Origin of the sequence: Citrobacter sp. wls711 (assembly GCF_005281055.1) — a bacterium.
In the GTDB taxonomy this organism is placed as follows: Bacteria; Pseudomonadota; Gammaproteobacteria; order Enterobacterales; family Enterobacteriaceae; genus Citrobacter; species Citrobacter gillenii.
Genome location: NZ_SZXC01000058.1, coordinates 18,199 through 43,415, shown reverse-complemented (window position 1 = coordinate 43,415; position 25,217 = coordinate 18,199). Strand labels below are relative to the sequence as shown.

Below are 25,217 nucleotides of genomic sequence, written 5' to 3'. Positions count from 1 at the left end.
ATACTCTCGCCATCATGAAAAAACGGAAAAACACCAATGAACGACAGTGAATTTCACCGCCTTGCCGACACCCTGTGGATGACCATTGAAGAGCGTCTGGACGACTGGGACGGCGACAGCGATATCGACTGCGAGATCAACGGCGGCGTGCTGACCATCAGCTTTGAAAACGGCAGCAAGATTATTATTAACCGTCAGGAGCCGCTGCATCAGGTGTGGCTGGCGACCAAACAGGGTGGCTACCATTTTAACTTGAAAGGTGACGAATGGATTTGCGACCGTAGCGGTGAACGCTTCTGGGATCTGCTGGAGCAGGCGGCAACGCAACAGGCGGGAGAAGCCGTGAGCTTCCGTTGAGGTCTTGTGCCGGATGCGCTTTGCTTATCCGGCCTACCCGTTTCGCGTCAATTGTAGGCCGGATAAGGTTTTTACACCGCCATCCGGCACCATAATCACGAAAAATACTGCTGCAACATCGGCGTGTCATTATCCTGATTAGCCGGCGGGACCGGGTTAATCGGCTGGGTACGGAACGGGATAACCTGCGCGCGGCCATCGGTTTTCACAATCTGATAGAACTGCGGCAGATTAAAGTTAATGAAGCTGGAGCCGTAGGTAAAGCGATCGTGCGACGAGGAGTAGAAGCGGCTAACATCGCGAACCAGCTCTTCTTTGCTGCCTTCGCAATGGTGATACACCTCGACCCGATTACTCTCGTCCAGAATGTAGATATTAAAGCCCTGTTCATCACCCGTTTCTTCGAAAAAGAACTGGATGATCCCTTCACTGGCAAAACCATCCACTACCGACGGCAATTTCACGTGATTGGTCTCAACCTGAACGGAAAGACCGTGCAGCTTGTTGTGTGAAATTGCGCCGTAGAATTCAATGGCGTTTTCCAGTTTCTGTACCGACACATTCAAACGCTCAAAGAACAGTCCCCACGTCTGCCCGGCAACGCGCAGCGCTTTGAAGCGACCGGTTTCATGGCGTGTACTGGAAAGGCGCAGCTCAATGCACTCGGACACCAGTTGCTGGACGCGTGTACGGATCAGGCCACGTAAATGCTGGCTATAACAGAAGACCTCGACGCTGTCCGGCGGTGCCGCATCTTGATGCATTTTGCCGAGAATCGTTTTTAACGCTTCAATCATCGCCTGCTCGCCGTTGAAGTGCAGCGTACGTACTTCGTTCCACGAGTTGCGGTACAGCAGGTCTACGCTACCGACCAGGCAATTTTGTTCTTCGCCAAAGCTGAAGACGTCCAGCTTACGGAAATCAAAATGCACCACCTGATTGCGGAATGCCGCCGTCGGGTCGTATTCAAGGTTGACGATAATCGCCAGATGGCGAATCTCACACGGGCTGTACAGCGCTTTCGGCGTAGGTGCCGGCAAGCGCAGCGGGAAGTGGTGCGATACGTCAGCGACCATCTCCTGCAGCTTCGGCAGATCGACAATGCCGTTGCCCTTAATAAACAAATGCGTACGTGATGTCAGCAGACCGTTAAACCACGCCCACGCCACCAGTTTGTTCAGGTAGCGGTTATATTCCAGCGGCTGATGGCTGATGATCGAATCCATGTTGGGCGCACGGTTGTAGAGATACCAACCTGAACGGTTAGCACGACCCGGCGGCACATGGATAAAGGTCAGATACGGTTCCGAGAGGTCCGGTGAGATCTGCGGGTTCACCAGCGTCACTTTGCCCGGCAGGGCCTCAAACGCAGCGTACAGCTTACGGGTCAGCACGCCAATGTCCTGCGGGCTGGCGCTGACGCTGAGGTTGTTACGACGCGCGAAGCGGATCAGGTTACGGTAGCTCTGCATCATCGCATCGAGCAGTTCGTTGTGCGCTTCACGAACCTGGTCAATCTTCCAGTTGGCGCGGTTATCCAGCATGGTCAGACGGGCGTCGTCCCAGCCCCACTCTTTCACTAACTGACTTAGCACTTCACGACGCCAGCCCACACAGGCGCGCTCGCGGCTCAGTTTCTCGCACACTTTTAAGTAGAAACATCGACGAACTAAATCGAGGCGCGTCGGATCTTCGATTGCCGTGAGGTACTCGGTCACGCGCTCCAGCATCATGCAGTACGGATCGAGACCAAAAGAGACGATCTCGCCGTCGTGCAGGCGCTGTTTAATGTCTTTCGCCAACAGGCGCGGATTGGGGTATTCCCAGGAGTACGCTTCCAACAGCAGCGTTTTCAGCACCGCTTTGTACGGGGAGTCGATACTCTTGTACAACTGCCAAAGGCTAGCGCCAAAGTACTCTTCGGCGGAAAGCGAGCTGAGCCCACCCAGATCCAGCCATTCGTTTGGCGTTAATACCCCCTGTGCGTAGAGCGTCATAACGTAATCGTCGTAATGCTCTTCTTCGTCGCCCGGCACCATATTCCATAGAATACGTTTGCCCGCGAGGCGCACGGCGGTGCGATAAAATTCATCAAGCAACAGGATGTGCTGCGTTGAGCCACAGTCTTCACCACCCAGACTGCCGCTTTCATTGTGACGGAAACGGTTTTCATCAATCAGGAAGAAACTGACTTCCACGCCCAGCGAGGCGGCCCAGCTTTCCAGCAAGCTGCATTTACGCTGCAGCAACTGGCGCTCTTCGCTATCCAGCCAGGATTGATGGCAGACCCAGATATCCAGGTCAGAGGAACAGCTTTGCCCGACTGAAGAGGTGCTGCCCATCGAGTAAACGCCGGTAATCGGCAGCTCACCCTTCGGGGGGTCCTGCGGCGACATGCCGCGGTACAGCTCCAGCTCATTCAGGTAGTGACGTTGGGTTTCATCAGGCGTGTAAAAGCATATGCCTTTGGGAACGTTACCATCGAGGTAACCCGGCATCAGCGGATGGTGGTAGTGCAATAATGTCGGCAGCAGACTGTATACCTGCTGGAAAGCAGGGCCCATGGCAGCAAGCGCGCGATCGACACGCAGTTGATTTATGGCATCCAGTCTCTGTTTCAGAGTCTCAATATAGAGGTACAAGACGTATCGCCTGATTTTGCTATCCGTCATGGTGTCGACTGCTGCAGCGCATGCGCTTACCAACACTCTTCAGCAATTCGGATAAACCGTATGTCAAAAATAACCGTTACCTTTTTTTCTCCGCACTTTTTTAGGGAGTACAGCCGAAAAAATGGTCTAAAACGTGATCAATTTAACACCTTGCTCATTGACCGTAAAGAAAGATGCGCTACATACAAGTGTAGCACCGTTCGTTGCGTGTAAATTCCTTCATACGGTCGGGAGGTATCTCGTCATTAATCACTGCCAGTGATGATGCAGCGCCTTTTCGTCTCACTACGTTTGAGCGTAACGCTGACATCCCTTTGATAAGGATGTTAGGATGGTTAATGATTGATAATGACGGTAACAAGCATGTTAGACAATGTTTTGAGAATTGCCACACGCCAAAGCCCCCTTGCGCTCTGGCAGGCACATTATGTCAAAGACGCTTTAATGGCAAATCACCCCGGTCTGGTCGTTGAACTGGTCCCTATGGTGACCCGTGGCGACGTGATCCTGGATACCCCGCTGGCGAAAGTCGGGGGGAAAGGTTTATTTGTCAAAGAGCTGGAAGTCGCGCTGTTAGAAAAACGCGCCGATATCGCCGTGCATTCCATGAAGGATGTGCCGGTCGAGTTCCCTGAAGGGCTTGGGCTGGTCACTATCTGTGAACGCGAAGATCCACGCGATGCGTTTGTCTCAAATAAATTTAACTCACTGGATGACCTCCCGGAAGGCAGCATCGTTGGGACGTCGAGCCTACGTCGCCAGTGCCAATTGGCGAAGCAGCGCCCGGATCTTGTTATCCGCTCATTGCGTGGCAACGTGGGCACACGTCTGAGCAAACTGGATAACGGCGACTATGACGCCATTATTCTTGCCGTCGCCGGGCTAAAACGTTTAGGGCTTGAGTCACGCGTCCGGACCGCGCTGCCGCCAGAGGTCTCTCTGCCAGCTGTCGGGCAAGGTGCTGTGGGCATAGAATGTCGACTTGACGATCTACGTACCCAGGCGCTGCTGGCCCCGCTCAACCATGAAGAAACCGCTTTGCGCGTCAAAGCGGAACGCGCCATGAACACCCGCCTGGAAGGGGGCTGTCAGGTGCCTATTGGCAGCTATGCAGAACTCATCAACGGTGAGCTTTGGCTACGTGCGCTGGTCGGTGCACCTGACGGGTCGCAGATGGTGTGTGGAGAGCGTCGTGGTGCACCGCAGGATGCCGAACAAATGGGCATTTCCCTGGCGGAAGAACTGTTAGAGAACGGTGCGCGCTCCATTCTGGCTGACGTTTATAACGGAGAAGCACCGGCATGAGTATTCTGGTCACCCGCCCGTCTCCCGCAGGGGAAGAGTTAGTGAGCCGTCTGCGCACACTGGGGCAGGTGGCCTGGAGTTTTCCGCTTATCGAGTTTTCGCCCGGTCGGGAACTGGCAACGCTAGCCTCCCGACTGTCGGCGCTCACGGAAAACGATCTGGTCTTTGCTCTCTCGCAGCATGCCGTCACCTTTGCCGATGCCGAGCTTTCGCAGCAGGGGGCAAACTGGCCCACTCTCCCGCGCTATTTTGCTATCGGTCGCACAACAGCGCTGGCATTGCATACCGTGAGCGGATGCAATATTCACTATCCGCTGGATCGGGAAATCAGCGAAGTCTTGCTACAATTACCTGAATTACAAAATATTGCGGGAAAACGCGCGCTTATTTTACGCGGCAACGGCGGTCGTGAGCTGATAGGCGAAACCTTAACAGCTCGTGGTGCAGATGTTGATTTTTGTGAATGTTATCAACGCAGTGCAAAACATTACGATGGTGCAGAAGAGGCGATGCGCTGGCATTCACGCGGTGTGACGACGGTGGTTGTCACCAGCGGAGAGATGCTGCAACAGCTCTGGTCTCTTATTCCGCAGTGGTATCGTGAGCACTGGTTACTACGCTGTCGGCTGCTGGTCGTCAGTGAGCGTCTGGCGCACCTCGCCCGGGAACTGGGCTGGCAAGATATTAAGGTCGCTGATAACGCCGACAACGATGCGCTACTGCGCGCATTACAATAACTCTCATAATGGGATGCCATAATGACGGAACAAGAAAAATCCTCCGCCGTGGTTGAAGAGACCAGGGAGGCCGTGGAAACAACGCCACAGCCAGTCAAAGCAGAAAAAAAGAACCACAACAACACCGCACTGATCCTGAGCGCAGTGGCAATTGCGATTGCACTGGCGGCGGGCGTGGGTTTGTATGGCTGGGGGAAACAGCAGGCAACAACACAGACCGCAACCAGCGATGCGCTGGCGACTCAGCTCATCGCGCTACAAAAAGCGCAGGAAAGTCAGAAGAGCGAGCTGGAAGGCATTATTAAACAGCAGGCCACGCAGCTGGATGAAGCCAGTCGCCAGCAGGCCGCGCTGGTCAAACAGCTTGATGAAGTCCAGCAGAAGGTCGCCACCATCTCCGGCAGTGATGCAAAAACCTGGCTGCTGGCACAGGCTGATTTCCTGGTGAAAATGGCCGGACGTAAATTATGGAGCGATCAGGACGTTACGTCTGCGGCAGCGCTGCTGAAAAGCGCCGATGCCAGCCTGGCAGACATGAACGATCCCAGTTTGATTACCGCCCGTCGCGCCATCACCGATGATATCGCCAGCCTGTCTGCGGTGTCACAGGTCGACTACGACGGCATTATCCTCAAGGTAAATCAGCTCTCCAACCAGATTGATAACCTACGCCTGGCGGACAACAACACCGACGATTCACCGATGGATTCCGACAGCAGTGAGCTTTCCAGCTCTATTAGCGAATGGCGCGTCAATCTGCAAAAAAGCTGGCAGAACTTTATGGACAGCTTTATTACCATTCGCCGTCGCGATGAAACTGCCGTTCCGCTACTGGCACCAAATCAGGACGTTTACCTGCGTGAAAATATCCGTTCTCGCCTGTTAGTCGCCGCACAAGCCGTGCCACGTCATCAGGAAGAAACCTATCGCCAGGCGCTGGAGAATGTCTCCACCTGGGTACGCGCCTATTACGACACCGACGATGCAACCACCAAAGCGTTTCTTGATGAAGTGGATCAACTGAGCCAGCAAAGCATCAGTATGAACGTGCCGGACACGTTGCAGAGCCAGGCCATTCTCGAGAAGCTCATGCAAACCCGCGTGCGTAATTTACTGGCACAGCCAACAACCTCTCCAGCCGAGGCTGAAACTGCACCTGCACCTGCACCTGCACCTGCACCTGCACCTGCACCTGCACCTCAGGCTGACACGTCGGCAACCGCGCCGCAGGGAGAATAATGATGCTAAAAGTATTATTGCTCTTTGTGCTGCTGATCGCCGGGATCGTCGTCGGCCCAATGATCGCCGGTCATCAGGGATACGTGCTGATCCAAACAGACAACTACAACATTGAAACCAGCGTGACGGGTCTGGTGATCATCCTGATCGTCGCCATGGTCATTCTGTTTGCGATTGAATGGCTGCTGCGCCGTATTTTCCGCACCGGTGCGCATACGCGCGGCTGGTTTGTGGGTCGCAAGCGCCGCCGTGCACGTAAGCAGACCGAGCAGGCTCTGCTCAAGCTGGCAGAAGGCGACTATCAGCAGGTTGAAAAACTGATGTCGAAAAATGCCGATCACGCGGAACAGCCGGTAGTCAATTATCTTCTGGCAGCAGAAGCGGCTCAGCAGCGTGGTGATGAAGCGCGCGCTAATCAGCACCTTGAACGTGCAGCTGAACTGGCTGGCAACGATACAATCCCGGTGGACATCACCCGTGTTCGCCTACAGTTGGCCCGCAATGAGGACCACGCCGCGCGCCACAGCGTCGACAAGCTGCTGGAAGTGACGCCGCGTCACCCGGAAGTTCTGCGTCTGGCTGAGCAGGCTTACATTCGCACCGGCGCATGGAGTTCCTTACTGGATATCATTCCTTCTATGGCCAAAGCACGCGTGGGTGATGAAGAACACCGTGCCATGCTGGAACAACAAGCCTGGGTGGGCCTGATGGATCAGGTTCGCGCCGATCAGGGTAGTGAGGGTCTACGCGCATGGTGGAAAAACCAGAACCGTAAAACCCGTCATCAGGTTGCCCTGCAGGTCGCCATGGCTGAGCATCTGATTGAGTGCGACGATCATGATACGGCACAGCAAATCATCATTGAGGGTCTGAAACGCCAGTATGACGACCGCCTGGTACTGCCTATCCCGCGTCTGAAAACCAACAACCCTGAGCAGATAGAAAAAGTGCTGCGCCAGCAGATTAAAGCCGTGGGCGATCGCCCGCTTCTGTGGAGTACGCTTGGTCAGTCGTTGATGAAGCACGGTGAATGGCAGGAGGCAACGATCGCCTTCCGTGCGGCCCTTAAACAGCGTCCGGATGCCTACGACTACGCCTGGCTGGCCGACGCGCTGGACAGACTGCATCAACCGGAAGAAGCCGCCACCATGCGTCGTGATGGCCTGATGCTAACCCTACAGAACAACAATCCTTCGCAGTAATTCCCTCTTGCCCGGTGGCGCTTCGCTTACCGGGCCTACATATTTTTCAATCGTATACACAAAATCATTTCAGACGAATATGCATAAAAAAACGCCCGCTCCTTTCGGAGCAGGCGTTAAACAGGTCTGTATGACAACATAATGGGTGCTTCACTCAACGTTATGTCCATGGTGTTTGATGAGGCTAACGCGACATCTGTCAGTGGACGATAAGCACCGTAAACGGCTCTGCGTCATTCCTGAGTTTATGAGGCCAGATGGCGAACATAAGAGATGGAATGAGCATCTACACGCATATTATTGCACAAGGCATGCCATGATTGCACTGCAAAAACTAGTTATTCGGACTTTTTAAGACATCAGGTAATTCGGGACATGGCAGCGATATCACACAGGTCTTTCTTTGTGTAAGTGCCTGAAAGAAGAGAAAATCAGAAAACAAAAAACCCCGCCGAAGCGGGGTTCAAAATTGGTCGGCGAGAGAGGATTCGAACCTCCGACCCACTGGTCCCAAACCAGTTGCGCTACCAAGCTGCGCTACTCGCCGTTTTACTGCTTTTTGAATTTTTAGTTCAATTCTTTAAGTCGTGGTGCGAGGGGGGGGACTCGAACCCCCACATCCTAAGGACACTAACACCTGAAGCTAGCGCGTCTACCAATTCCGCCACCTTCGCATTTCACAACTTTAAATTAATGGGGTGGCTAATGGGATTCGAACCCACGACAACTGGAATCACAATCCAGGGCTCTACCAACTGAGCTATAGCCACCACTGCAAATCTTTTACGCGGTATTAAAACCACCGCAGCTCTGGCACCCTACTAAATGGTGCGCCCGACAGGATTCGAACCTGAGACCTCTGCCTCCGGAGGGCAGCGCTCTATCCAGCTGAGCTACGGGCGCTTAGCGCCGTTGCGGGGCTGGATATTACGGAGGTCTCGGTCTGCTGTCTAGTGCTTTTTTAAAATAAATTATCGTTTGGTCACGGAATGTGCGTTTTGTCGCTTATTCCTCCAGCTTTTGGCTTTCCCCATGCCGATTCAGGCCAAAAACCTTATAAATGAGCGTCACAGCCAGTATGAAGCCCATACCCACAAACAGCGACATTCGGGTATCTTCATTAAAATACATGCCGATCAATACGCAAATCAGGAACGCCATCGTCAAATAATTCGCCCACGGGAACAGAATGGAGCGGAAAGGATGGCTGGCAATCGCCTCTTTGTGTGCCTGACGAAAACGCAGCTGGCTAATCAGGATAACAAACCACGGTACCATCCCCGGCAACACACTGGCGCTATAGACATACACAAAGACACGCTGCGGATTCGGAATAACGTAATTCAGGCATGAGCCAATCAGCAAGATAGCGATAGAAATCGCTACGCCAGCAACTGGCACGCCATGACGAGAGACTTTTCCAACAACGGCAGGTAGTTGACGGTTCTTCGCCAGCGCGTACAGCATACGACCACAGCTATACATCCCGCTGTTGCAGCCAGACAGCGCGGCGGTCAGGACCACGAAGTTGATAATCCCGGCCGCAGCGGTAATTCCAATTTTGGCAAACGTGAGAACGAACGGGCTGCCGTTGCTGCCAATCTCATTCCACGGGAAGATAGTGACGATCACAAATATCGCGCCGACGTAGAAAATCAGGATACGCCACAACACTTTCCCTACCGCGCTACGCAATGTGACCTGCGGATTTTTGGCTTCACCCGCCGTGATGCCGATCAGCTCCACCCCCTGGTAGGAGGCCACCACGATACATAACGCGGTCAGGAAGCCTTTCCAGCCACCGGCAAAAAAGCCGCCGTGCTCGGTCAAATTGCCGAAACCAATCGCCTGACCGCCATTACCAAAGCCAAAGAAGATAACGCCGACCCCAATGACGATCATCACAATGATGGTGGTCACTTTGATCATGGCAAACCAGAACTCAATTTCACCGTACAGCCGAACCGCCGCCAGGTTTGCCAACGCCACTAACCCTACCGCGATCAATGCGGGAATCCACTGCACCATGTCCGGGAACCAGAACTGCACGTAGACGCCAATGGCGGTAATCTCCGAGATCCCCACCGCCATCCACATAAACCAGTACGACCAGGCAGTGAGATAACCAAAGAAGGGGCTCATGTAACGGTGGGCATACACCGCGAATGAACCGGCAACCGGCTCCAGAAACAGCATCTCGCCCATGGAACGCATAATGAAAAAGACAAATAGCCCGGCGACGATATAGGCCAACAGAACTGATGGCCCCGCCCATTTGAGGGTGCTGGCGGCGCCCATAAACAATCCAACGCCAATAGTGCCCCCAAGGGCAATTAATTCGATATGACGAGCCTCCAGCCCACGCTGTAGCTCAGGTTTACTTTCTGCCATAAATCCTCTTGTTGTGTTTGTATGCTTTCCGGTATGACCGGTTATCGTTATGGGTACATCGTTTTTTTTGCCATAACAGGCCATACGGCGCCGACCGCTTGACGGTTGGCACCCAAAACACCACGGCACTATCATGATTGTTGCGAATGGTTTCCTAAAATCACTTAAATGGCAATTAAAGCATTCAAAAAATGAATAGATTGTTTGAGAAAGCAGCGATTATGTTGTGAATAAGTAGCGCACTCAGCAGAATGCGCTACATACCAAAGAAGGGAGGAGATCAGAGATTGCCGGTATAGTGCCAGCGCAGATAACGTAATAAGCGAAGTTGACGCGTGATACGGCTCGGCTGCGACAGCAAGCGGTACAGCCACTCCAGCCCGAGGTTTTGCCAGACTTTAGGCGCACGCTTTACATGGCCGGTAAAGACGTCGTAGGTGCCACCCACGCCCATATACAGCGCATCGGGATGAACCTGGCGGCAATCACGCATAAAGATTTCTTGTTTCGGTGACCCCATCGCTACGGTAACAATCTGCGCACCGCTGGCGTGAATCCGCTCGAACAGCGCCTGACGCTGCTGCGGCGTAAAATAGCCGTCCTGGCTGCCCACAATGTTCACGTTCCATTGTGTACGCAGTTTTGCTTCCGTCTGCGCCAGCACCTCCGGCTTGCCGCCAATCAGGAAGACCGGCGTTCCTTCCCGGCCTGCTCGTGCCATTAAGGCCTCCCACAGATCGGCACCGGCCACACGTGAAACCTGGGCCTGTGGAAATTTTTTTCGCACGGAACGCACGACGCTGATCCCATCGGCGTATTTGAACTCAGCGGCATCGATCAGCGCGCGTACCTCAGGGTTATCTTCCGCTGTCAGCAACTTCTCAGCATTGATCGCCACCAGCGTCCCCTGCCTGAGATGCCCTTCTGCAAACAGGTAATTCAGCGCATGCTGCATATCCCGCCAGCCAATCAGTTGTAATCCGCGCAGTGAATACAACGGCGCAGTGGTGTTATCAGTCATTACTATCCTTCAACCTGTGTCCGGGGCAGCGATTTTATGCGTTTATGAATCAGTCCGGCACTGTCAAACAGCCAGAACAACAGTTTTGCCACCAGCAAACAGACACCAAAAATCACGAGGAAAAAGACCACTCGCGAGACAAACGAATCCAGTCCTTCACGTGCTAACACGATCATATTGAAAATGGCACCGAAACAGAAACTGTGCAAAATCGCCGACTTGTAGCGGTTTGTTTCCCGGTTACCTAACTCGTACAGCCAGTCGAACCATTTGATGATAAGCCCAACCACAATCGCGCCTAACGGGATAAACAACGCCCCGCCCATCACCACCAGCGAGCCAATCAATGTTGGCGAGATAGCCAGCCCCGAGTGGTTGTTCAACACTTCCCAGGTAAAGTAGTTCGCCGAATTGAGTACGATGCTCGGTCGCCCAGGCCACAGCCAACTGGGGATAAACACATAGAAGTCACGCACGATCGGCGCCAGACCCTGGAACTCAATATTGTGGTAATTCTGCAGCAACAGTGCCAGGTTTTCCCACGGCGAGAAGGTGTCGCGCGTCAGATACAGGAAAGTATAGAACGCTTCGTCTCCGCTGACGTTCATGCCGTAGCGCTTCAGCGCCAGCCAGAACATCCCCACAATGCCCAGCACGCCAGCGGCCGCCAGCATCCACAGCGAAATCCAGCCGCGAATAATGCCGATAAACAGGAAGATGGCAAAGGCGATGATGATATTGGCGCGCGTGCCGCCGACAATCATATAGGTCAGCAAGCCAAACGCGACGGTGCTTACCAGAAAAAACAGCCACGCTTTACTGTCCTGACGCAGGAAGTACACCACCAGCATCGCTGGGATGAAGAAGTAGAAGAAGCGCTTCAACGCCACACCGGAAACTTCACTGGAGAAGATCTGGCTGTAGGACTGCAGTCTGAACAGCAGGAAGCCGTTGTGCATAAAGAATATGCCCACGCTCACTAGCGCAATCGCCATCAATATTATCCACGTCAGATGAGCCTCAACGCGGTTGATAGTAAACAGTGGCTTACGCGGTCTTTCCGCCGTTCGCCTGCGTAAACGGGTTTTATAGGTCACGTAATAGACAGCATAGAAACAGGCGGCTGACAGCAGCGCCTGCAGCAGAATTTCCGGCGGGGCCACCGCCACGTCGAAGCGGAAGACCAGCACGCTGGTCAGCGGGAAGCCAAAGAAAAACGTCAATAAAAACAGTAATGAGAAGAACACATTGAAGTTAAAGCGTACCCGTCGGAACTCAAACCAGGTCAACGTGGCGATAAACAGTGTGGAGAGCAGCCACACCACCAGCAGACCGCTGAATTGCATCAGGCTCATACCGTTTCTCCGGAAGCAATTTTCAGCGCGTTATGCCACGGCTGTAGGTAATTCGGGCTAAAGAAGGTAATGGCGCTCTTATCGACCGAGGCCAGCTGACGCTGCGCTTCGCGCACAATACCTTCATTGAGTTCATCGGTGGTAAACAATACCGGCAAGTTTTGCTCTGCCATATCCTGCCAGAAGGGGTTTTCGCGGTTAAGCACACACGGAATACCGGCCTGGATCAACAGACACAAGGTGCCAATCCCCTGCTGACGGGCAAAAATAAAGTAGCCCAAATCGCACTGACGCAGTAACGCCAGATAAGCCTCAAATTCCAGCTTTTCGCTGAGAATGTGCAGGTTTTCCGCACGAAATAATGCCAGCCCAGCCTGACGAACCTCATCGATATACGCCGCATTATTGGCAGGGTAACCCATAGGCACAATCATGTTCACCGTATCGCCAAACTGCTGATGCACGGCGCGCAGCGCGGCAATATGTTCATTGCTGCGGTCGCCGGAGTTTCCCACCAGAATGGTCATTTTCCCGCTGCGTTCACGCCCGTCGCTCATCGTATTGAGCGATGGATCCATGCGCGTCGGGAAATACAGCAGCTCACCGCGCACGCGCGGATGCAGCCCAGCGAAATAGCGCAAATCACCCCGCGTGGCAAACACGCAGCCCACGCGGTTTTGCGCCAGCCGACGAAGCGGATAAAACAGGCGGAATTTCAGTCCACTGGAGACTTCATACAGATCGGCGCCCCAGATGTGCCAGTAAAACTGCTCGGGTTTAATTCCCCCACTCAGCAGTGCCAGCCATAAACTGGTATTGAACTGACCGTGAAAGAAGAAACGCTGTTGACGATCCGCTTTCGCTTTCTTAATAACCGCCTCTGCCAGCGCCTTTTTCCCGCTATAGAAACGCAGCGATAACGCCGGGCAGCTTTCGCTGAATCCCGCATCCTGACCGGCAACCATAAACACGCGCGCGTGCTCGCTCGTCGCAGCCAGCGAGTCGTTGAAAAACCGCAATACGGTTTGGTTATGGTGAGGGATATCCGATCCCAGAACGTGAATCAGTACTGTCATGCCCGCCTACGCCAGAGTAAAAATACGCCGCAACAGAGAGAAAAATAGACCACATAGGTTGCCATATATGCCTGGGCTGCTCCCAGAGCGCCATGCGCAGGGATCAACCAGTGGGCAAATGCCGTCAATAACGTGAACTGGCTAATTTCAGCCAAAATATAAAACCGTAGCGACGCTTTCGCGATCACCAAATAACCAAAAACGTAAGCCCCTACTTTCAGGACATCGCCCACCAGCTGCCAGGCAAACAGATCGCGCATCGCGGTAAATTTAGCCGAAAACAGCAGCCAGATAGCAAAATCACGCAGCAGCCAGACGGTGAAACTCGCGGCAGCAACCGCCGGTAGCACAAACTTCAGCGACTTTACGACCTCGCGCGAAATGTCATGCTTTTCAGTTAAGCGCGACAGCGTCGGCAGCAAGTAAACGCTGAATGAGGCGGTGATAAATTGCAGATACGCATCGGAAATACTGCTCACCCCCTGCCAGATCCCCACGTCATCCCAGCTGTAATGGGCTGCCAGCAGGTTTCGCATCATTACGTACGCCACCGGCAGCGTCACGGAGGTGATCAACGCCATCAGCGTGAACTTGCTTAACTGCCCGGCCAGACCGTTATCCCAGCAGGGTTTCAGGTAGCGCAGTGGGATAGTTCCACGCTTAATCAACATCGCAGCAGCGGGGATCACTACCAGCGCAGGCACCAGCGCCAGCCCTAACAACGCACCTTCGTAACCCCCGAGACGATAGCAACCATAATAGGCCACCACGCCCACCAGGCTACCGACAATCAGCGATAGCGCATTACCGGCAGCATCGCGAAAACCTTTCATCAGCGCCAGCAGCAGGTTCGCCCAGGCTATGCCCATCTGTACCAGTGCAACCAGCCGCACTAACCCTTGATAATGCGTATGACCAAATAAACCCTGGCTGATCGGCGCTGCTGCCAGCAGAAAAAGGGCAGCCATCAGCGTGGAGAATCCCAGCACCATCGCCGAAGAGGTACCGACCACACGACGTAACTGCGCCGGATCGTCATGATGCTGTGCGACGTACTTCGTGACGCCGTTGAATATTCCGGCCCCCGCCAGTACACCGAGCACGGTAACCATCTGGCGGAAGTTACCCGCCTGCCCCACACCGGCCGGGCCAAATGAAACCGCCAGCAGTTTCACCACCAGCAGGCCCGCACCAATTTTTACCAGCGTACTGGCTGCCGTCCACAGGGACGCTTTAGCAAGCGACATATCAGGCGAAGTAGTTCAGTAAGGTCGTAATCACTGTGCGCTGGTTGACCGGCGACAGATTGTAAAACAGCGGCAGGCGCAGCAGACGTTCGCTCTCCTGAGTGGTGTAACGATCAACTCCGGCAAACTCACCAAATTTATCGCCAGCCGGGCAATCGTGCAGCGGGATATAATGGAATACCGCCATGATTTCGGCTTCTTTCAGGAAGTTGATCAGCGCACTGCGATCGTCGATATCGCGCAGCTTGATGTAAAACATATGGGCATTTTGCACACAATCCTGCGGTATGGAAGGCAGTTCAATACGCCCGGCGCGTGCCAGCGGTTCCAGCGCATCATAATAATTCTGCCACAGCGCCAGGCGCTGCTGGTTGATACGATCCGCCGCTTCCAGTTGTGCCCACAGATAGGCGGCCTGCAGATCGGACATCAAATAGCTGGAACCAATATCTCGCCAGGTGTATTTATCCACCTGGCCGCGGAAGAACTGGCTACGGTTGGTCCCTTTTTCGCGGATGATCTCAGCACGTTCGATTAATTTTTTATCATTAATCAGCGTGGCTCCACCTTCGCCACCCGCGGTATAATTTTTGGTTTCGTGGAAGCTAAAGCAGCCAATATGACCAATCGTTCCCAGCGCGCGGCCTTTGTAGGTCGACATCACGCCCTGAGCGGCATCTTCCACCACGAACAGGTTGTACTTAGCCGCCAGTGCCATAATGGTGTCCATTTCGCAGGCAACGCCCGCGTAATGCACCGGTACGATAGCGCGGGTTTTGTCGGTGATCGCCGCTTCAATCAGCGTTTCGTCAATGTTCATGGTATCCGGACGGATATCGACAAAGACGACTTTGGCCCCACGCAGCACGAAGGCGTTGGCGGTGGAGACAAAGGTGTAGCTCGGCATGATCACTTCATCGCCAGCCTGGATATCAAGCAGCAATGCCGCCATCTCAAGCGAGGCGGTACAGGAGGGTGTCAGCAGCACTTTCGCGCTGCCAAAATGTTGCTCCAGCCACTGCTGGCAACGACGGGTAAAGCCGCCGTCACCGCACAGTTTTCCGCTGCTCATCGCAGACTGCATGTATTCAAGCTCGGTGCCCACCACCGGCGGTGCGTTAAATGGGATCATGTTGTCACCTGTATAACCAGTACGCGGTGCTTTCTACATTGGCACCGCTCTGTATGTAACGTTTAAGCGCGGCGATATTGCCCATCTGGGTCGCCACGCACAATGTTGTTTTACCGTGAGCCTGCGCCCAGCACAGCGCAGCCTGCATCAGTTCTGCGCCCGCACCGCGACCGGCCAGTAGGCCAATACGCGCATCGGTCTCATTCAGTTCACGCAGTGAGACATAGCCACGAATATCGCCAGCCTGTGTGCGAAAAACGAGACACTGATGGTCGAACGTGCCCAGTACGGCATTTTCAATCCACTGCGCGTAGAAACGCGCGCTGGCATCGGGCGCATACCACGGCGCACGAAAACGGCTTTGCGCGAACGCCTGCCCCGCCAGCTGGCGTAACGCCGGGATATCTGCAGTTTGTGCGACCTGCGCGCTGGGATTGTCATAAACGCCCGTGACCGACAGCGCTAAATCCACTTCCCCTTCGACCAGTGAGAAACCCAGTTGCTGCAATGCATCTAACTCCTGGGCGTTCGCCGCAGGAATTTTCGCCTGTACCCGCTCCCAGGGCTGCAACGAATCCGCAGTCAGAACCGGCGCATGCGGGTCAACACGTACAATGGCGCTCTTCACGCCAAAGAACGTATTCTCCCAATTCAGCGGCTCAATACTGGCGCGGACGAGCACGGAGTAGCTCCAGCAGATATTGACCATAACCGGTTTTAGCCAGAGAACTGGCGGCACGCTTCACGCCTTCATCATCCAGCCAGCCGTTGCGCCAGGCGATTTCTTCCAGGCAGGCAATTTTAAAGCCCTGACGTTTCTCAACCGTCTGTACGAACATACTCGCTTCAATCAGGCTGTCATGTGTACCGGTATCCAGCCAGGCAAAGCCACGGCCGAGCAGTTCCACCGTCAGGTTACCCGCGTCAAGATACATCTGGTTGATGGAGGTTATCTCCAGCTCTCCACGCTCGGAAGGCTTCACGCGTTTTGCGTACTCCACCACCTTACTGTCGTAGAAATAGAGTCCCGTCACCGCCCAGTTAGATTTCGGTTCTTTCGGCTTCTCTTCCAGCGAGACGGCGCGGAAATTGTCGTCAAACTCCACCACGCCGAAACGCTCAGGATCCATAACCTGATAGCCAAATACCGTCGCCCCTTCCGTTCGGGCAGCAACGTGGCGCAGTTTTGGACTAAATCCCTGCCCAAAGAAGATGTTGTCACCTAAAACCAGACAGGAAGGCTCACCGTTAAGGAACGTTTCCCCGATGATAAACGCCTGCGCCAGTCCGTCCGGGCTGGGCTGCTCGGCATAGTGCAACTCGATGCCAAACTCAGAGCCATCGCCCAGCAAACGCTGGAAATAGCCTTTATCTTCCGGCGTGGTGATAATCAGGATTTCACGGATCCCCGCCAACATCAGCACCGATAGCGGGTAGTAAATCATCGGCTTGTCGTAAATCGGTAATAGCTGTTTCGATACGCCACGCGTAATGGGGTACAGGCGAGAACCCGACCCTCCCGCCAAAATGATACCTTTCATGCGTACCTCCTCCGGAAATTAACCCTTCAGACCTAAACGTTCACCCTGGTAGCTGCCGTCCTGCACGGGCTTCCACCACGCCTCATTCGCCAGATACCATTGCACGGTTTTGCGCATGCCGCTCTCAAACGTTTCCTGCGGCATCCAGCCAAGTTCACGTGCAATCTTCGACGCATCAATGGCGTAACGTTGATCGTGACCAGGACGATCGTCAACAAAGGTGATCAGTGAGCGGTACTGCGCAAGGCCCTGTGGCTTGTTGGGGGCCAGTTCTTCCAGCAGAAAGCAAATCGTCTCGACTACGTCCAGATTCTTACGCTCGTTGTGCCCGCCGATGTTATAGGTTTCCCCCACGGCCCCGGTGGTCGCTACGCAATACAACGCGCGGGCATGATCCTCCACATACAGCCAGTCGCGGATCTGCTGCCCGTTGCCGTATACCGGCAGCGGTTTGCCCGCCAGCGCGTTAAGAATCGTCAGTGGGATCAGCTTTTCCGGGAAGTGGTACGGGCCGTAGTTGTTGGAGCAGTTGGTAATCAGCGTAGGTAAACCGTACGTACGTAGCCAGGCACGGACCAGATGGTCGCTACTGGCTTTCGATGCGGAATAAGGACTGCTTGGTGCATACGGCGTGGTTTCAGTGAAAAAATCATCCGTAGAATGGAGATCGCCATACACTTCATCGGTCGAAATATGATGGAAACGAAACGCCGATTTTTTCTTATCGGTTAATACGTTCCAGTAAGCGCGCGCTGCTTCCAGCAGGGTGTAGGTACCCACAATATTGGTTTCGATAAATGCAGCCGGACCATCAATGGAACGATCAACGTGGCTTTCCGCCGCCAGGTGCATGACGCAGTCTGGCTGATACTGTTGAAAGACACCGTCAAGCGCAGCCCGATCGCAGATATCAACTTTCTCAAAGGCAAAACGGTCATTCTGTGCGACCGGCGTTAGCGACATCAGGTTGCCGGCATAGGTCAGTTTATCGACCACCACCACGGCATCCTGCGTCTCGTTAATGATATGCCGTACAACCGCGGAGCCGATAAATCCGGCGCCACCGGTGACCAGAATTCGTTTCATTATCGCCAGACTCCTTTGGTATCAACCACGTACTGCTGGTGTACCGCATCGCCTTTAATCGCTTTAAATTCATTATGGTCGACCAGCATCACCAGCACATCAGCGCTTGCCAGTGCGTCGTCCAGTTTCACCAACGTACACAGGCCATCCAGTTTTTTTGGCAGTTGATGAACATTCGGTTCCACCACCAGCGTTTCACCGCCGTGCCACTGGGCAATACTCAGCGCGATACCCATCGCCGGGCTTTCACGTAAATCGTCAATATTCGGTTTAAATGCCAGGCCAAAACAGGCAATTTTCACCTCGCTGGCGCGTTTGTTCGTCTTCGCCAGACAATCCGCTACGGCGGCTTTTACCCGATCAACAACCCAGTGAGGTTTGCCATCATTGACTTCACGGGCGGTGCAGATCAATTTCGCCTGCTGCGGGTTCTGCGCCACAATAAACCATGGATCGACTGCAATACAGTGACCGCCAACGCCGGGGCCAGGTTGCAGGATATTGACGCGCGGGTGTCGGTTCGCCAGGCGAATCAGTTCCCAGACGTTAATCTCCTGTTCGGCGCAAATCAGCGACAGTTCATTGGCAAAGGCGATATTCACGTCGCGGAAGCTATTTTCAGTAAGTTTACACATTTCCGCCGTGCGGGCGTTAGTCACCACACATTCACCTTCAAGGAAGATGTTGTACAGCTCGCTGGCGCGCGCGGAACAGACGGGCGTCATCCCGCCAATCACGCGATCGTTTTTAATCAGCTCGACCATCACCTGGCCCGGCAGCACGCGCTCTGGACAATAGGCAATATTAACGTCTGCCTGTTCCCCCGCCTGTTGCGGGAACGTCAGGTCGGGCCGCATCTCGGCAAGCCATGCGGCCATCTGCTCGGTCGCCCCGACGGGTGACGTTGACTCGAGGATCACCAGCGCGCCTTTTTTAAGCACCGGCGCCACTGACTTCGCCGCCGCTTCGACGTACACCATATCGGGCTCATGCTCCCCTTTGAACGGGGTAGGCACAGCGATTAAATACGCATCCGCTTCCGTGGGTTTGGTGGTCGCCCGAAGATACCCCTCTTCTACAGCAGTTTTCACCACCGCACCGAGGTCGGGTTCAACGATATGGATCTCACCACGGTTAATGGTGTCCACCGCATGCTGATTAACATCTACGCCAATCACGTGTTTTTGACGGGAAGCAAAAGCAGCTGCGGTTGGCAGCCCGATATAACCCAGCCCAATGACAGAAATGGTCGTAAAACTCATAGCGATATCCGATTGTTTTTTAACGCGTCTAAAATGCGACCACACGCTTGCCCATCGCCATACGGATTATGGGCTCGGCTCATGGTCTGATATTCATCTTCGTCATGCAGCAAGCGCGTGACTTCTTCCACAATACGCTGCGGATCTGTCCCCACCAGCCGCACCGTGCCTGCAGTAATGGCCTCCGGGCGCTCCGTCGTTTCGCGCATCACCAGCACTGGCTTGCCCAGAGATGGGGCTTCTTCCTGAATACCGCCAGAATCGGTCAGGATCAGCCAGGCGTGGTTCATCAGCCAGACAAACGGTAGATACTCCTGCGGCTCGATCAAAATCACATTGTCAACGTGACCCAGGATGCGATTAACCGGTTCGCTGACGTTAGGGTTCAGGTGCACCGGGTAGACAATCTGCACATCCTGATTCGCCGCTGCAATTTCTGCCAGCGCATGGCAGATTTGCTCAAAACCGCGACCAAAGCTTTCCCGACGATGACCGGTCACCAGGATCATCTTTTTATCCGCGCTCAGGAAAGGATAATGCTCGGCCAGTTCGGCCCGCAGTTCATCGCTCGCCAGTACGCGATCGCGAACCCAGATCAACGCATCAATCACCGTATTGCCGGTGACAAAAATGCGGTTATCGGCAATGTTTTCGCGTAACAGGTTCTGCCGAGAGTTTTCAGTAGGTGCAAAATGATACATCGCCAGACGCCCGGTCAGCGTACGGTTTGCCTCTTCCGGCCACGGAGAATAGAGATCGCCGGTTCGCAACCCGGCCTCAACATGTCCGACAGGAATACGCTGATAAAACGCGGCCAGACTGGTGGCAATGGTCGTCGTCGTATCACCGTGTACCAGTACGACATCCGGTTTAAACTCAGCCAGAATTGGTTTTAACCCCTCAAGGATTCGGCAGGTAATTTCGGTGAGTCCCTGACCGGGCTGCATAATATTAAGATCGTAGTCAGGCACAATGGAAAAGAGGTTCAACACCTGATCAAGCATCTCCCGATGCTGCGCTGTGACGCAAACTTTCGCCTCAAAATCAGGATCTTTTGCCAGCGCATGAACCAGAGGTGCCATCTTGATGGCCTCCGGTCGCGTGCCAAATACAGTCAGTACTTTCACATCGATTCTCTTCGGATTGGCAGCGAGGGCCCAGCCCCTCACTGCAACGGTATTGCTAAATCGGGCGGCGACGGGTTAACGCGACACCGGCACCGATCAAGGCTCCGACAATGCCCCACATAATCATCAGGAAGGCACGGCGCGGGCTATCACGTTTTACCGGTTCTTCCGGCGTCCGCAAATAACGATAGGTCTGAAAACGTGGGTCCAGAGTAGGACCGACGTTCAGCGTATTGAGCATGGCTCTGTTTTGGAAATAATCCAGATCGAACTCTGGACCAACGGCCTGCAAGTTTTCGAGTCGCGCCTGCAGCATAGGACGTCCGAGCAAAAACAGCTCAGAGTCCGGTAATTCATCCGCAGGCACATCGGTTGAAGTGCGAGAAATATTATGTTGCTCGGCTATTTTGAGCGCTTGTTCAATGTTGTGAGCGCGACGAGAAAAGAGTGATTTCGCCACCTCTTCCTGGCGTTTAACCTGCGCTTTCATCTGTACCGTGCGCGCAGCCCACGCGCCTTTTAACTCATCGTTCAGATGGCGTGCCGCGCGCTGGCTGGCAAATGCCACATACTGGCGCAGCAGGTTGTTAGCATCTGGCGCCGTTTCCGCAATCAGCTTCACACTGTCGTTGGTACTGCGCTGTGCATCACCAGGCATAAACTGAATGTTATTAATCAGCTCATCCAACAATGCCGCATCGGCTTTACTGTTGCCGACCATCCGTTGCTTAAAGTAATCGGTCTGCTGCCAAAACTCACGGCGCGTATCCCACGAGGCAACCTGCATGACAAATTCTTTATACGCTTCGTCCATCACCGACGGTTGATCCGTGGATGCCAGGCTAGCCTTAATATCAAGGTTACGTAAAAACTGCTGCTGAGAGTAATATCCCCCCAACATATTCACCGTAGGCCGGTCGGAAATGGCGGTCGCACTCCACTCCTGACGCGCAAAAAACGTATAGGCGAGAGCAGCAAGCGCAAAGACGAGGGCCATACCGACAATCCACACCTTCCCTGCCCATAAGGTCCGAAACAACCCACGGATGTCCAGTTCATTCTCAGTGTTCACGACATGATCTCCCGTTGATGGCTGTGTCATCGCATCCTCAATTTACTTGGTTAAGTTTGGTTTGCTTTTCCGAATTCTTCGCAATCTACGCTTCACACGCTTGATAAATCTCGCGACTTTCCAGGCACGCTTGATACAGTAACCGTAGAGGCCGAATGCTAATAAAAAAAGTACCAGCATGACCCACTCTGGCACTAAACGAAAATATTCAGCCAGTACGCCGATAGATGCCAAAATTGCCGCTGCCAGCGTAATCAGAACAAAGGCCTGTCGGGAAGTAAACCCGGCACGCATCACCAAATGATGAATGTGCTGGCGATCCGCAGAAAAAGGACTCATGCCTTTTCGCAAACGACGATACATGATAGCCACCATATCCATCAGAGGAATGGCGATAATCCACAGCGCAGTAACCGGGCTAATAGGATGGGTTTTACCCTGCGTAGTTTCCAACAGGATCCAAATGATAGTGAAGCCAATCAGCGTACTGCCCGCATCACCCATAAAAACTTTATACCGGCGCCCAAGAATACCCAGATTCAGAAGAATATAAGGCAGAATGGCGGCGATCATCGCGAAGCACCAGATGGCCAGGCTGGTTTGTCCGTCAAACCAGAGGATCAGGCCCATCGCGGCAAAGGAAACGCAGGACAACCCACCTAACAGGCCGTCGATACCGTCCACCATATTGAAGGCATTAATTGCAGCCCAGACGGCGAAGAGCGTCAGTAAATAGCCGAACGGGCCAAGTACCATCTCCCAGGGGCCAAAAATATACCCAAGACTAAGAAGATAAAGTTTGCCTACAACCATCATAATGATACCAATCGCGGCCTGGATGGTGGCGCGAATTTTTACACTGATATCAAAACGGTCGTCCAGCGCACCCACAAAGACCAGCACCCCAGCACAGGCGAGGTAGAGAGAAGCGTGTGGGATGTAATAATCGGCGATGATGAATGTAAAGCAAATACCGGCGTAAACCGAAATGCCCCCAACTAACGGAATCAGTCCCTGATGACGTTTACGGAAGTTGGGTTTATCCACTAAACCGACCTTTTTTGCCACCTTGCGCGCAAAAAAAAGAAACAGTGTTGTGAATAGAAAAATACTGATGAGATCAGTGCCGACTGTCAGTAAATTCACAATGCATGCTCTCAGAGAAAATTATTAGCGGAAGTATAACCATGAAGACCTTTATTCAGAAGGGAAACTCCGTTCCGAAATACCTGTTTTGTATAATTATTAACCACACAACGCGAATGATGTATCGAGCGCAAAATAAAGGCGAGTGACATCACTATTGCTTATGTGTCGCTTAGATTACAGGCATAAAAGCAAAACGCCACGTAAAACGTGGCGTTTTCAGAGGATGCCCGACTTAAGAGCGCTTCATCATATCGAAGAAGTCGTCGTTGGTCTTGGTCATCGCCAGCTTGTTAATGAGGAATTCCATCGCGTCGATTTCACCCATCGGATGAATGATTTTGCGCAGGATCCACATTTTTTGCAGCTCTTCCTGAGTGGTGAGCAGCTCTTCTTTACGGGTACCGGAACGGTTGTAGTCGATAGCCGGGAAGACGCGTTTTTCAGCAATCTTACGCGAGAGGTGCAGTTCCATGTTGCCGGTACCTTTAAACTCTTCATAGATAACTTCATCCATTTTAGAGCCGGTATCGACCAGCGCAGTCGCGATGATGGTCAGGCTGCCGCCCTCTTCCACGTTACGTGCCGCACCGAAGAAACGCTTCGGACGGTGCAGGGCGTTGGCATCAACACCACCGGTCAACACTTTACCGGAAGCCGGTACCACAGTGTTGTAGGCACGCGCCAGACGGGTGATGGAATCAAGCAGGATGATAACGTCTTTCTTGTGCTCAACCAGACGTTTCGCTTTCTCGATAACCATTTCCGCAACCTGAACGTGGCGAGATGCGGGTTCGTCAAAGGTGGAAGCAATCACTTCACCTTTAACCAGACGCTGCATCTCAGTCACTTCTTCCGGACGTTCGTCGATCAGCAGTACCATCAACACGCAGTCTGGGTGGTTGTACGCGATGCTCTGTGCAATGTTCTGCAGCAGCATGGTTTTACCGGCTTTCGGTGGAGCCACAATCAGACCACGTTGGCCGCGACCGATCGGAGACGCCAGATCCAGGACACGAGCCGTTAAGTCTTCTGTAGAACCGTTACCACGTTCCATACGCAGACGTGAGTTTGCGTGCAGCGGGGTTAAGTTCTCGAACAGAATCTTATTACGCGCGTTTTCCGGCTTGTCGTAGTTAACTTCGTTAACTTTCAACAATGCAAAGTAACGCTCACCCTCTTTAGGAGGACGAATCTTACCGGAAATGGTGTCACCAGTGCGGAGGTTGAAACGGCGGATTTGGCTAGGGGATACGTAGATGTCGTCTGGGCCTGCGAGGTAGGAACTGTCTCCAGAACGAAGGAAACCAAATCCATCCTGCAATATCTCCAGCACACCGTCACCAAAGATATCTTCGCCACTCTTTGCGTGCTGCTTCAGGATGGCAAAAATAATGTCCTGCTTGCGCATACGAGCCAGGTTTTCCAGGCCCATATTTTCGCCGAGAGTGATCAGCTCAGAAACCGGCGTATTCTTTAATTCGGTAAGATTCATAATGGTGTGAGTTCTTAAACTTGGGGTAAATCTCGAACTTAATGTTGTGAATGGTATGGCAGGGTCATCCATGCCTGTTTACGGCCATCGACTCATGTCTGTTCGCTGTCTGGTCACAGGAAAGTACGCAGAACTGAAACGACAAGACGGATTGAGCGACAAGCCAGGAATCTGTCCACTTCTCGCGTGAGAAACAACGGGAAGCATTGGATAAACAAGATTCAAACTTAATAAGGTATGTTTAATACGAAGTCAACACTAACTTAGCACGACTCAAGTCGGGCGTCCAGTCATCCGAAGAATTTAGGAATCAGGTCGCCCAAACTTGATAATTCCATCTTACGCCAGGTTAGCGTCGAGGAACTCTTTTAGCTGACCTTTGGACAGTGCGCCGACTTTTGTCGCCGCAACTTCGCCGTTTTTAAACAGCAGCAGGGTCGGGATACCACGGATACCATATTTCGGTGCGGTGCCTGGGTTTTGGTCAATGTTCAGTTTCGCAACCGTCAATTTACCCTGATACTCGTCAGCGATTTCATCCAGAATTGGAGCGATCATTTTGCACGGACCGCACCACTCTGCCCAGAAATCAACGAGGATAGCTCCGTCCGCTTTGAGTACATCCGTGTCAAAACTGTCGTCTGTCAGGTGAATAATTTTATCGCTCATAATAACTCCACAGGAAAAAGCCTGGTGTGTTGGTGTAGCATTAACCAACTAAAGGTTGACTTTATTTCACCGTATACGCTTTCGT

At 53.3% G+C, this 25,217-nt stretch carries 22 protein-coding genes and 4 tRNA genes; 5 read left to right on the top strand and 21 right to left on the bottom strand.

What is annotated here, in order from left to right; translation table 11 throughout:
* The first annotated feature begins 36 nt into the window (after nucleotides 1–36).
* The gene (cyaY, locus tag FDW98_RS17565) at nucleotides 37–357 is read left to right on the top strand and encodes an iron donor protein CyaY (RefSeq protein ID WP_096758930.1); all 321 of its coding nucleotides are present in this window, start codon (nucleotides 37–39) and stop codon (nucleotides 355–357) included.
* Nucleotides 358–452: 95 nt separating this feature from the next.
* Here the strand turns inward: cyaY and cyaA are convergent, their stop codons facing one another.
* Nucleotides 453–2,999, bottom strand: a complete 2,547-nt coding sequence (gene cyaA, locus FDW98_RS17560) for a class I adenylate cyclase (protein WP_096758931.1) — start codon at nucleotides 2,997–2,999, stop codon at nucleotides 453–455.
* Nucleotides 3,000–3,392: 393 nt separating this feature from the next.
* Between cyaA and hemC the strand changes: the two genes are divergently transcribed.
* The 4 genes from hemC to hemY are packed head-to-tail and all read left to right on the top strand — an operon-like array spanning nucleotide 3,393 to nucleotide 7,512.
* A complete protein-coding gene (gene hemC, locus FDW98_RS17555) occupies nucleotides 3,393–4,334 on the top strand; it encodes a hydroxymethylbilane synthase (protein ID WP_137398896.1) in 942 nt (313 codons plus the stop codon).
* Nucleotides 4,331–5,071, top strand: a complete 741-nt coding sequence (gene hemD / locus FDW98_RS17550) for a uroporphyrinogen-III synthase (RefSeq protein WP_096758933.1) — start codon at nucleotides 4,331–4,333, stop codon at nucleotides 5,069–5,071. The genes hemC and hemD overlap by 4 nt, the downstream gene beginning before the upstream one ends.
* 21 nt (nucleotides 5,072–5,092) lie before the next feature.
* Nucleotides 5,093–6,310 carry a uroporphyrinogen-III C-methyltransferase gene (hemX, locus tag FDW98_RS17545; RefSeq protein ID WP_137398895.1) on the top strand — a complete coding sequence of 406 codons (1,218 nt, stop codon included), beginning with the start codon at nucleotides 5,093–5,095 and terminating at the stop codon, nucleotides 6,308–6,310.
* Nucleotides 6,311–6,312: 2 nt separating this feature from the next.
* A complete protein-coding gene (gene hemY / locus FDW98_RS17540; protein WP_096759491.1) occupies nucleotides 6,313–7,512 on the top strand; it encodes a protoheme IX biogenesis protein HemY in 1,200 nt (399 codons plus the stop codon).
* A gap of 470 nt (nucleotides 7,513–7,982) precedes the next feature.
* Here hemY and FDW98_RS17535 read toward each other — a convergent pair.
* From FDW98_RS17535 to trxA, 20 genes are all read right to left on the bottom strand, one after another.
* Nucleotides 7,983–8,059: transfer RNA gene (locus FDW98_RS17535), tRNA-Pro, on the bottom strand.
* Between the two features lie 41 nt (nucleotides 8,060–8,100).
* Nucleotides 8,101–8,186, bottom strand: a tRNA-Leu gene (locus FDW98_RS17530).
* 20 nt (nucleotides 8,187–8,206) lie between these two features.
* Nucleotides 8,207–8,282 (bottom strand) — tRNA-His (locus FDW98_RS17525).
* A 56-nt stretch (nucleotides 8,283–8,338) separates the two neighbouring features.
* A tRNA-Arg gene (locus tag FDW98_RS17520) sits at nucleotides 8,339–8,415 on the bottom strand.
* Nucleotides 8,416–8,517: 102 nt separating this feature from the next.
* Nucleotides 8,518–9,903 carry an amino acid permease gene (locus FDW98_RS17515; protein ID WP_096758935.1) on the bottom strand — a complete coding sequence of 462 codons (1,386 nt, stop codon included), beginning with the start codon at nucleotides 9,901–9,903 and terminating at the stop codon, nucleotides 8,518–8,520.
* A 280-nt stretch (nucleotides 9,904–10,183) separates the two neighbouring features.
* The gene (wecG, locus tag FDW98_RS17510; RefSeq protein ID WP_096758936.1) at nucleotides 10,184–10,924 is read right to left on the bottom strand and encodes a lipopolysaccharide N-acetylmannosaminouronosyltransferase; all 741 of its coding nucleotides are present in this window, start codon (nucleotides 10,922–10,924) and stop codon (nucleotides 10,184–10,186) included.
* 2 nt (nucleotides 10,925–10,926) lie between these two features.
* Nucleotides 10,927–12,279, bottom strand: a complete 1,353-nt coding sequence (gene wzyE, locus FDW98_RS17505) for an ECA oligosaccharide polymerase (RefSeq protein ID WP_096758937.1) — start codon at nucleotides 12,277–12,279, stop codon at nucleotides 10,927–10,929.
* Nucleotides 12,276–13,355, bottom strand: a complete 1,080-nt coding sequence (locus FDW98_RS17500; RefSeq protein WP_096758938.1) for a TDP-N-acetylfucosamine:lipid II N-acetylfucosaminyltransferase — start codon at nucleotides 13,353–13,355, stop codon at nucleotides 12,276–12,278. The genes wzyE and FDW98_RS17500 overlap by 4 nt, the downstream gene beginning before the upstream one ends.
* Nucleotides 13,352–14,602 carry a lipid III flippase WzxE gene (wzxE, locus tag FDW98_RS17495; protein WP_096758939.1) on the bottom strand — a complete coding sequence of 417 codons (1,251 nt, stop codon included), beginning with the start codon at nucleotides 14,600–14,602 and terminating at the stop codon, nucleotides 13,352–13,354. The genes FDW98_RS17500 and wzxE overlap by 4 nt, the downstream gene beginning before the upstream one ends.
* Nucleotide 14,603: 1 nt before the next feature.
* The gene (rffA, locus tag FDW98_RS17490) at nucleotides 14,604–15,734 is read right to left on the bottom strand and encodes a dTDP-4-amino-4,6-dideoxygalactose transaminase (RefSeq protein ID WP_096758940.1); all 1,131 of its coding nucleotides are present in this window, start codon (nucleotides 15,732–15,734) and stop codon (nucleotides 14,604–14,606) included.
* A gap of 4 nt (nucleotides 15,735–15,738) precedes the next feature.
* Nucleotides 15,739–16,416, bottom strand: coding sequence for a dTDP-4-amino-4,6-dideoxy-D-galactose acyltransferase (rffC, locus tag FDW98_RS17485; protein ID WP_096758941.1), 678 nt, complete (start codon nucleotides 16,414–16,416; stop codon nucleotides 15,739–15,741).
* A complete protein-coding gene (rfbA, locus tag FDW98_RS17480; protein ID WP_096758942.1) occupies nucleotides 16,394–17,275 on the bottom strand; it encodes a glucose-1-phosphate thymidylyltransferase RfbA in 882 nt (293 codons plus the stop codon). Before rfbA ends, rffC begins: the two co-directional genes overlap by 23 nt.
* Before the next feature lie 18 nt (nucleotides 17,276–17,293).
* Nucleotides 17,294–18,361 (bottom strand): dTDP-glucose 4,6-dehydratase, encoded by a 1,068-nt coding sequence (rffG, locus tag FDW98_RS17475; RefSeq protein WP_096758943.1) that lies wholly within the window; start codon nucleotides 18,359–18,361, stop codon nucleotides 17,294–17,296.
* Nucleotides 18,361–19,623, bottom strand: a complete 1,263-nt coding sequence (wecC, locus tag FDW98_RS17470; protein WP_137398894.1) for a UDP-N-acetyl-D-mannosamine dehydrogenase — start codon at nucleotides 19,621–19,623, stop codon at nucleotides 18,361–18,363. Before wecC ends, rffG begins: the two co-directional genes overlap by 1 nt.
* Nucleotides 19,620–20,750, bottom strand: a complete 1,131-nt coding sequence (gene wecB / locus FDW98_RS17465; protein ID WP_096758945.1) for a non-hydrolyzing UDP-N-acetylglucosamine 2-epimerase — start codon at nucleotides 20,748–20,750, stop codon at nucleotides 19,620–19,622. The genes wecC and wecB overlap by 4 nt, the downstream gene beginning before the upstream one ends.
* 55 nt (nucleotides 20,751–20,805) lie before the next feature.
* The gene (wzzE, locus tag FDW98_RS17460) at nucleotides 20,806–21,852 is read right to left on the bottom strand and encodes an ECA polysaccharide chain length modulation protein (protein WP_096758946.1); all 1,047 of its coding nucleotides are present in this window, start codon (nucleotides 21,850–21,852) and stop codon (nucleotides 20,806–20,808) included.
* Between the two features lie 12 nt (nucleotides 21,853–21,864).
* On the bottom strand, nucleotides 21,865–22,968 hold the full coding sequence (wecA, locus tag FDW98_RS17455; protein WP_096758947.1) for a UDP-N-acetylglucosamine--undecaprenyl-phosphate N-acetylglucosaminephosphotransferase: 1,104 nt from the start codon (nucleotides 22,966–22,968) through the stop codon (nucleotides 21,865–21,867).
* 235 nt (nucleotides 22,969–23,203) lie between these two features.
* Nucleotides 23,204–24,463, bottom strand: coding sequence for a transcription termination factor Rho (rho, locus tag FDW98_RS17450; RefSeq protein WP_096758948.1), 1,260 nt, complete (start codon nucleotides 24,461–24,463; stop codon nucleotides 23,204–23,206).
* Nucleotides 24,464–24,541: 78 nt separating this feature from the next.
* Complete coding sequence (locus FDW98_RS17445; protein ID WP_096758949.1) at nucleotides 24,542–24,670, bottom strand: rho operon leader peptide; 129 nt, start codon at nucleotides 24,668–24,670, stop codon at nucleotides 24,542–24,544.
* Between the two features lie 132 nt (nucleotides 24,671–24,802).
* Entirely contained in the window at nucleotides 24,803–25,132 is a 330-nt protein-coding gene (gene trxA, locus FDW98_RS17440) for a thioredoxin TrxA (protein WP_001280776.1), read from the bottom strand.
* Nucleotides 25,133–25,217 lie beyond the last annotated feature (85 nt).

Bases quoted from the DNA above. Each gene is read 5' to 3' on its own strand.
- trxA (WP_001280776.1), bottom strand. From the start codon at position 25,132: ATGAGCGATAAAATTATTCACCTGACAGACGACAGTTTTGACACGGAT.
- wzxE (WP_096758939.1), bottom strand. From the start codon at position 14,602: ATGTCGCTTGCTAAAGCGTCCCTGTGGACGGCAGCCAGTACGCTGGTA.
- hemC (WP_137398896.1), top strand. From the start codon at position 3,393: ATGTTAGACAATGTTTTGAGAATTGCCACACGCCAAAGCCCCCTTGCG.
- FDW98_RS17445 (WP_096758949.1), bottom strand. From the start codon at position 24,670: ATGCTTCCCGTTGTTTCTCACGCGAGAAGTGGACAGATTCCTGGCTTG.
- FDW98_RS17500 (WP_096758938.1), bottom strand. From the start codon at position 13,355: ATGACAGTACTGATTCACGTTCTGGGATCGGATATCCCTCACCATAAC.
- rho (WP_096758948.1), bottom strand. From the start codon at position 24,463: ATGAATCTTACCGAATTAAAGAATACGCCGGTTTCTGAGCTGATCACT.
- cyaY (WP_096758930.1), top strand. From the start codon at position 37: ATGAACGACAGTGAATTTCACCGCCTTGCCGACACCCTGTGGATGACC.
- hemX (WP_137398895.1), top strand. From the start codon at position 5,093: ATGACGGAACAAGAAAAATCCTCCGCCGTGGTTGAAGAGACCAGGGAG.
- wecG (WP_096758936.1), bottom strand. From the start codon at position 10,924: ATGACTGATAACACCACTGCGCCGTTGTATTCACTGCGCGGATTACAA.
- wzyE (WP_096758937.1), bottom strand. From the start codon at position 12,279: ATGAGCCTGATGCAATTCAGCGGTCTGCTGGTGGTGTGGCTGCTCTCC.
- wzzE (WP_096758946.1), bottom strand. From the start codon at position 21,852: ATGACACAGCCATCAACGGGAGATCATGTCGTGAACACTGAGAATGAA.
- FDW98_RS17515 (WP_096758935.1), bottom strand. From the start codon at position 9,903: ATGGCAGAAAGTAAACCTGAGCTACAGCGTGGGCTGGAGGCTCGTCAT.
- wecC (WP_137398894.1), bottom strand. From the start codon at position 19,623: ATGAGTTTTACGACCATTTCTGTCATTGGGCTGGGTTATATCGGGCTG.
- hemY (WP_096759491.1), top strand. From the start codon at position 6,313: ATGCTAAAAGTATTATTGCTCTTTGTGCTGCTGATCGCCGGGATCGTC.
- rfbA (WP_096758942.1), bottom strand. From the start codon at position 17,275: ATGAAAGGTATCATTTTGGCGGGAGGGTCGGGTTCTCGCCTGTACCCC.
- rffG (WP_096758943.1), bottom strand. From the start codon at position 18,361: ATGAAACGAATTCTGGTCACCGGTGGCGCCGGATTTATCGGCTCCGCG.
- hemD (WP_096758933.1), top strand. From the start codon at position 4,331: ATGAGTATTCTGGTCACCCGCCCGTCTCCCGCAGGGGAAGAGTTAGTG.
- rffA (WP_096758940.1), bottom strand. From the start codon at position 15,734: ATGATCCCATTTAACGCACCGCCGGTGGTGGGCACCGAGCTTGAATAC.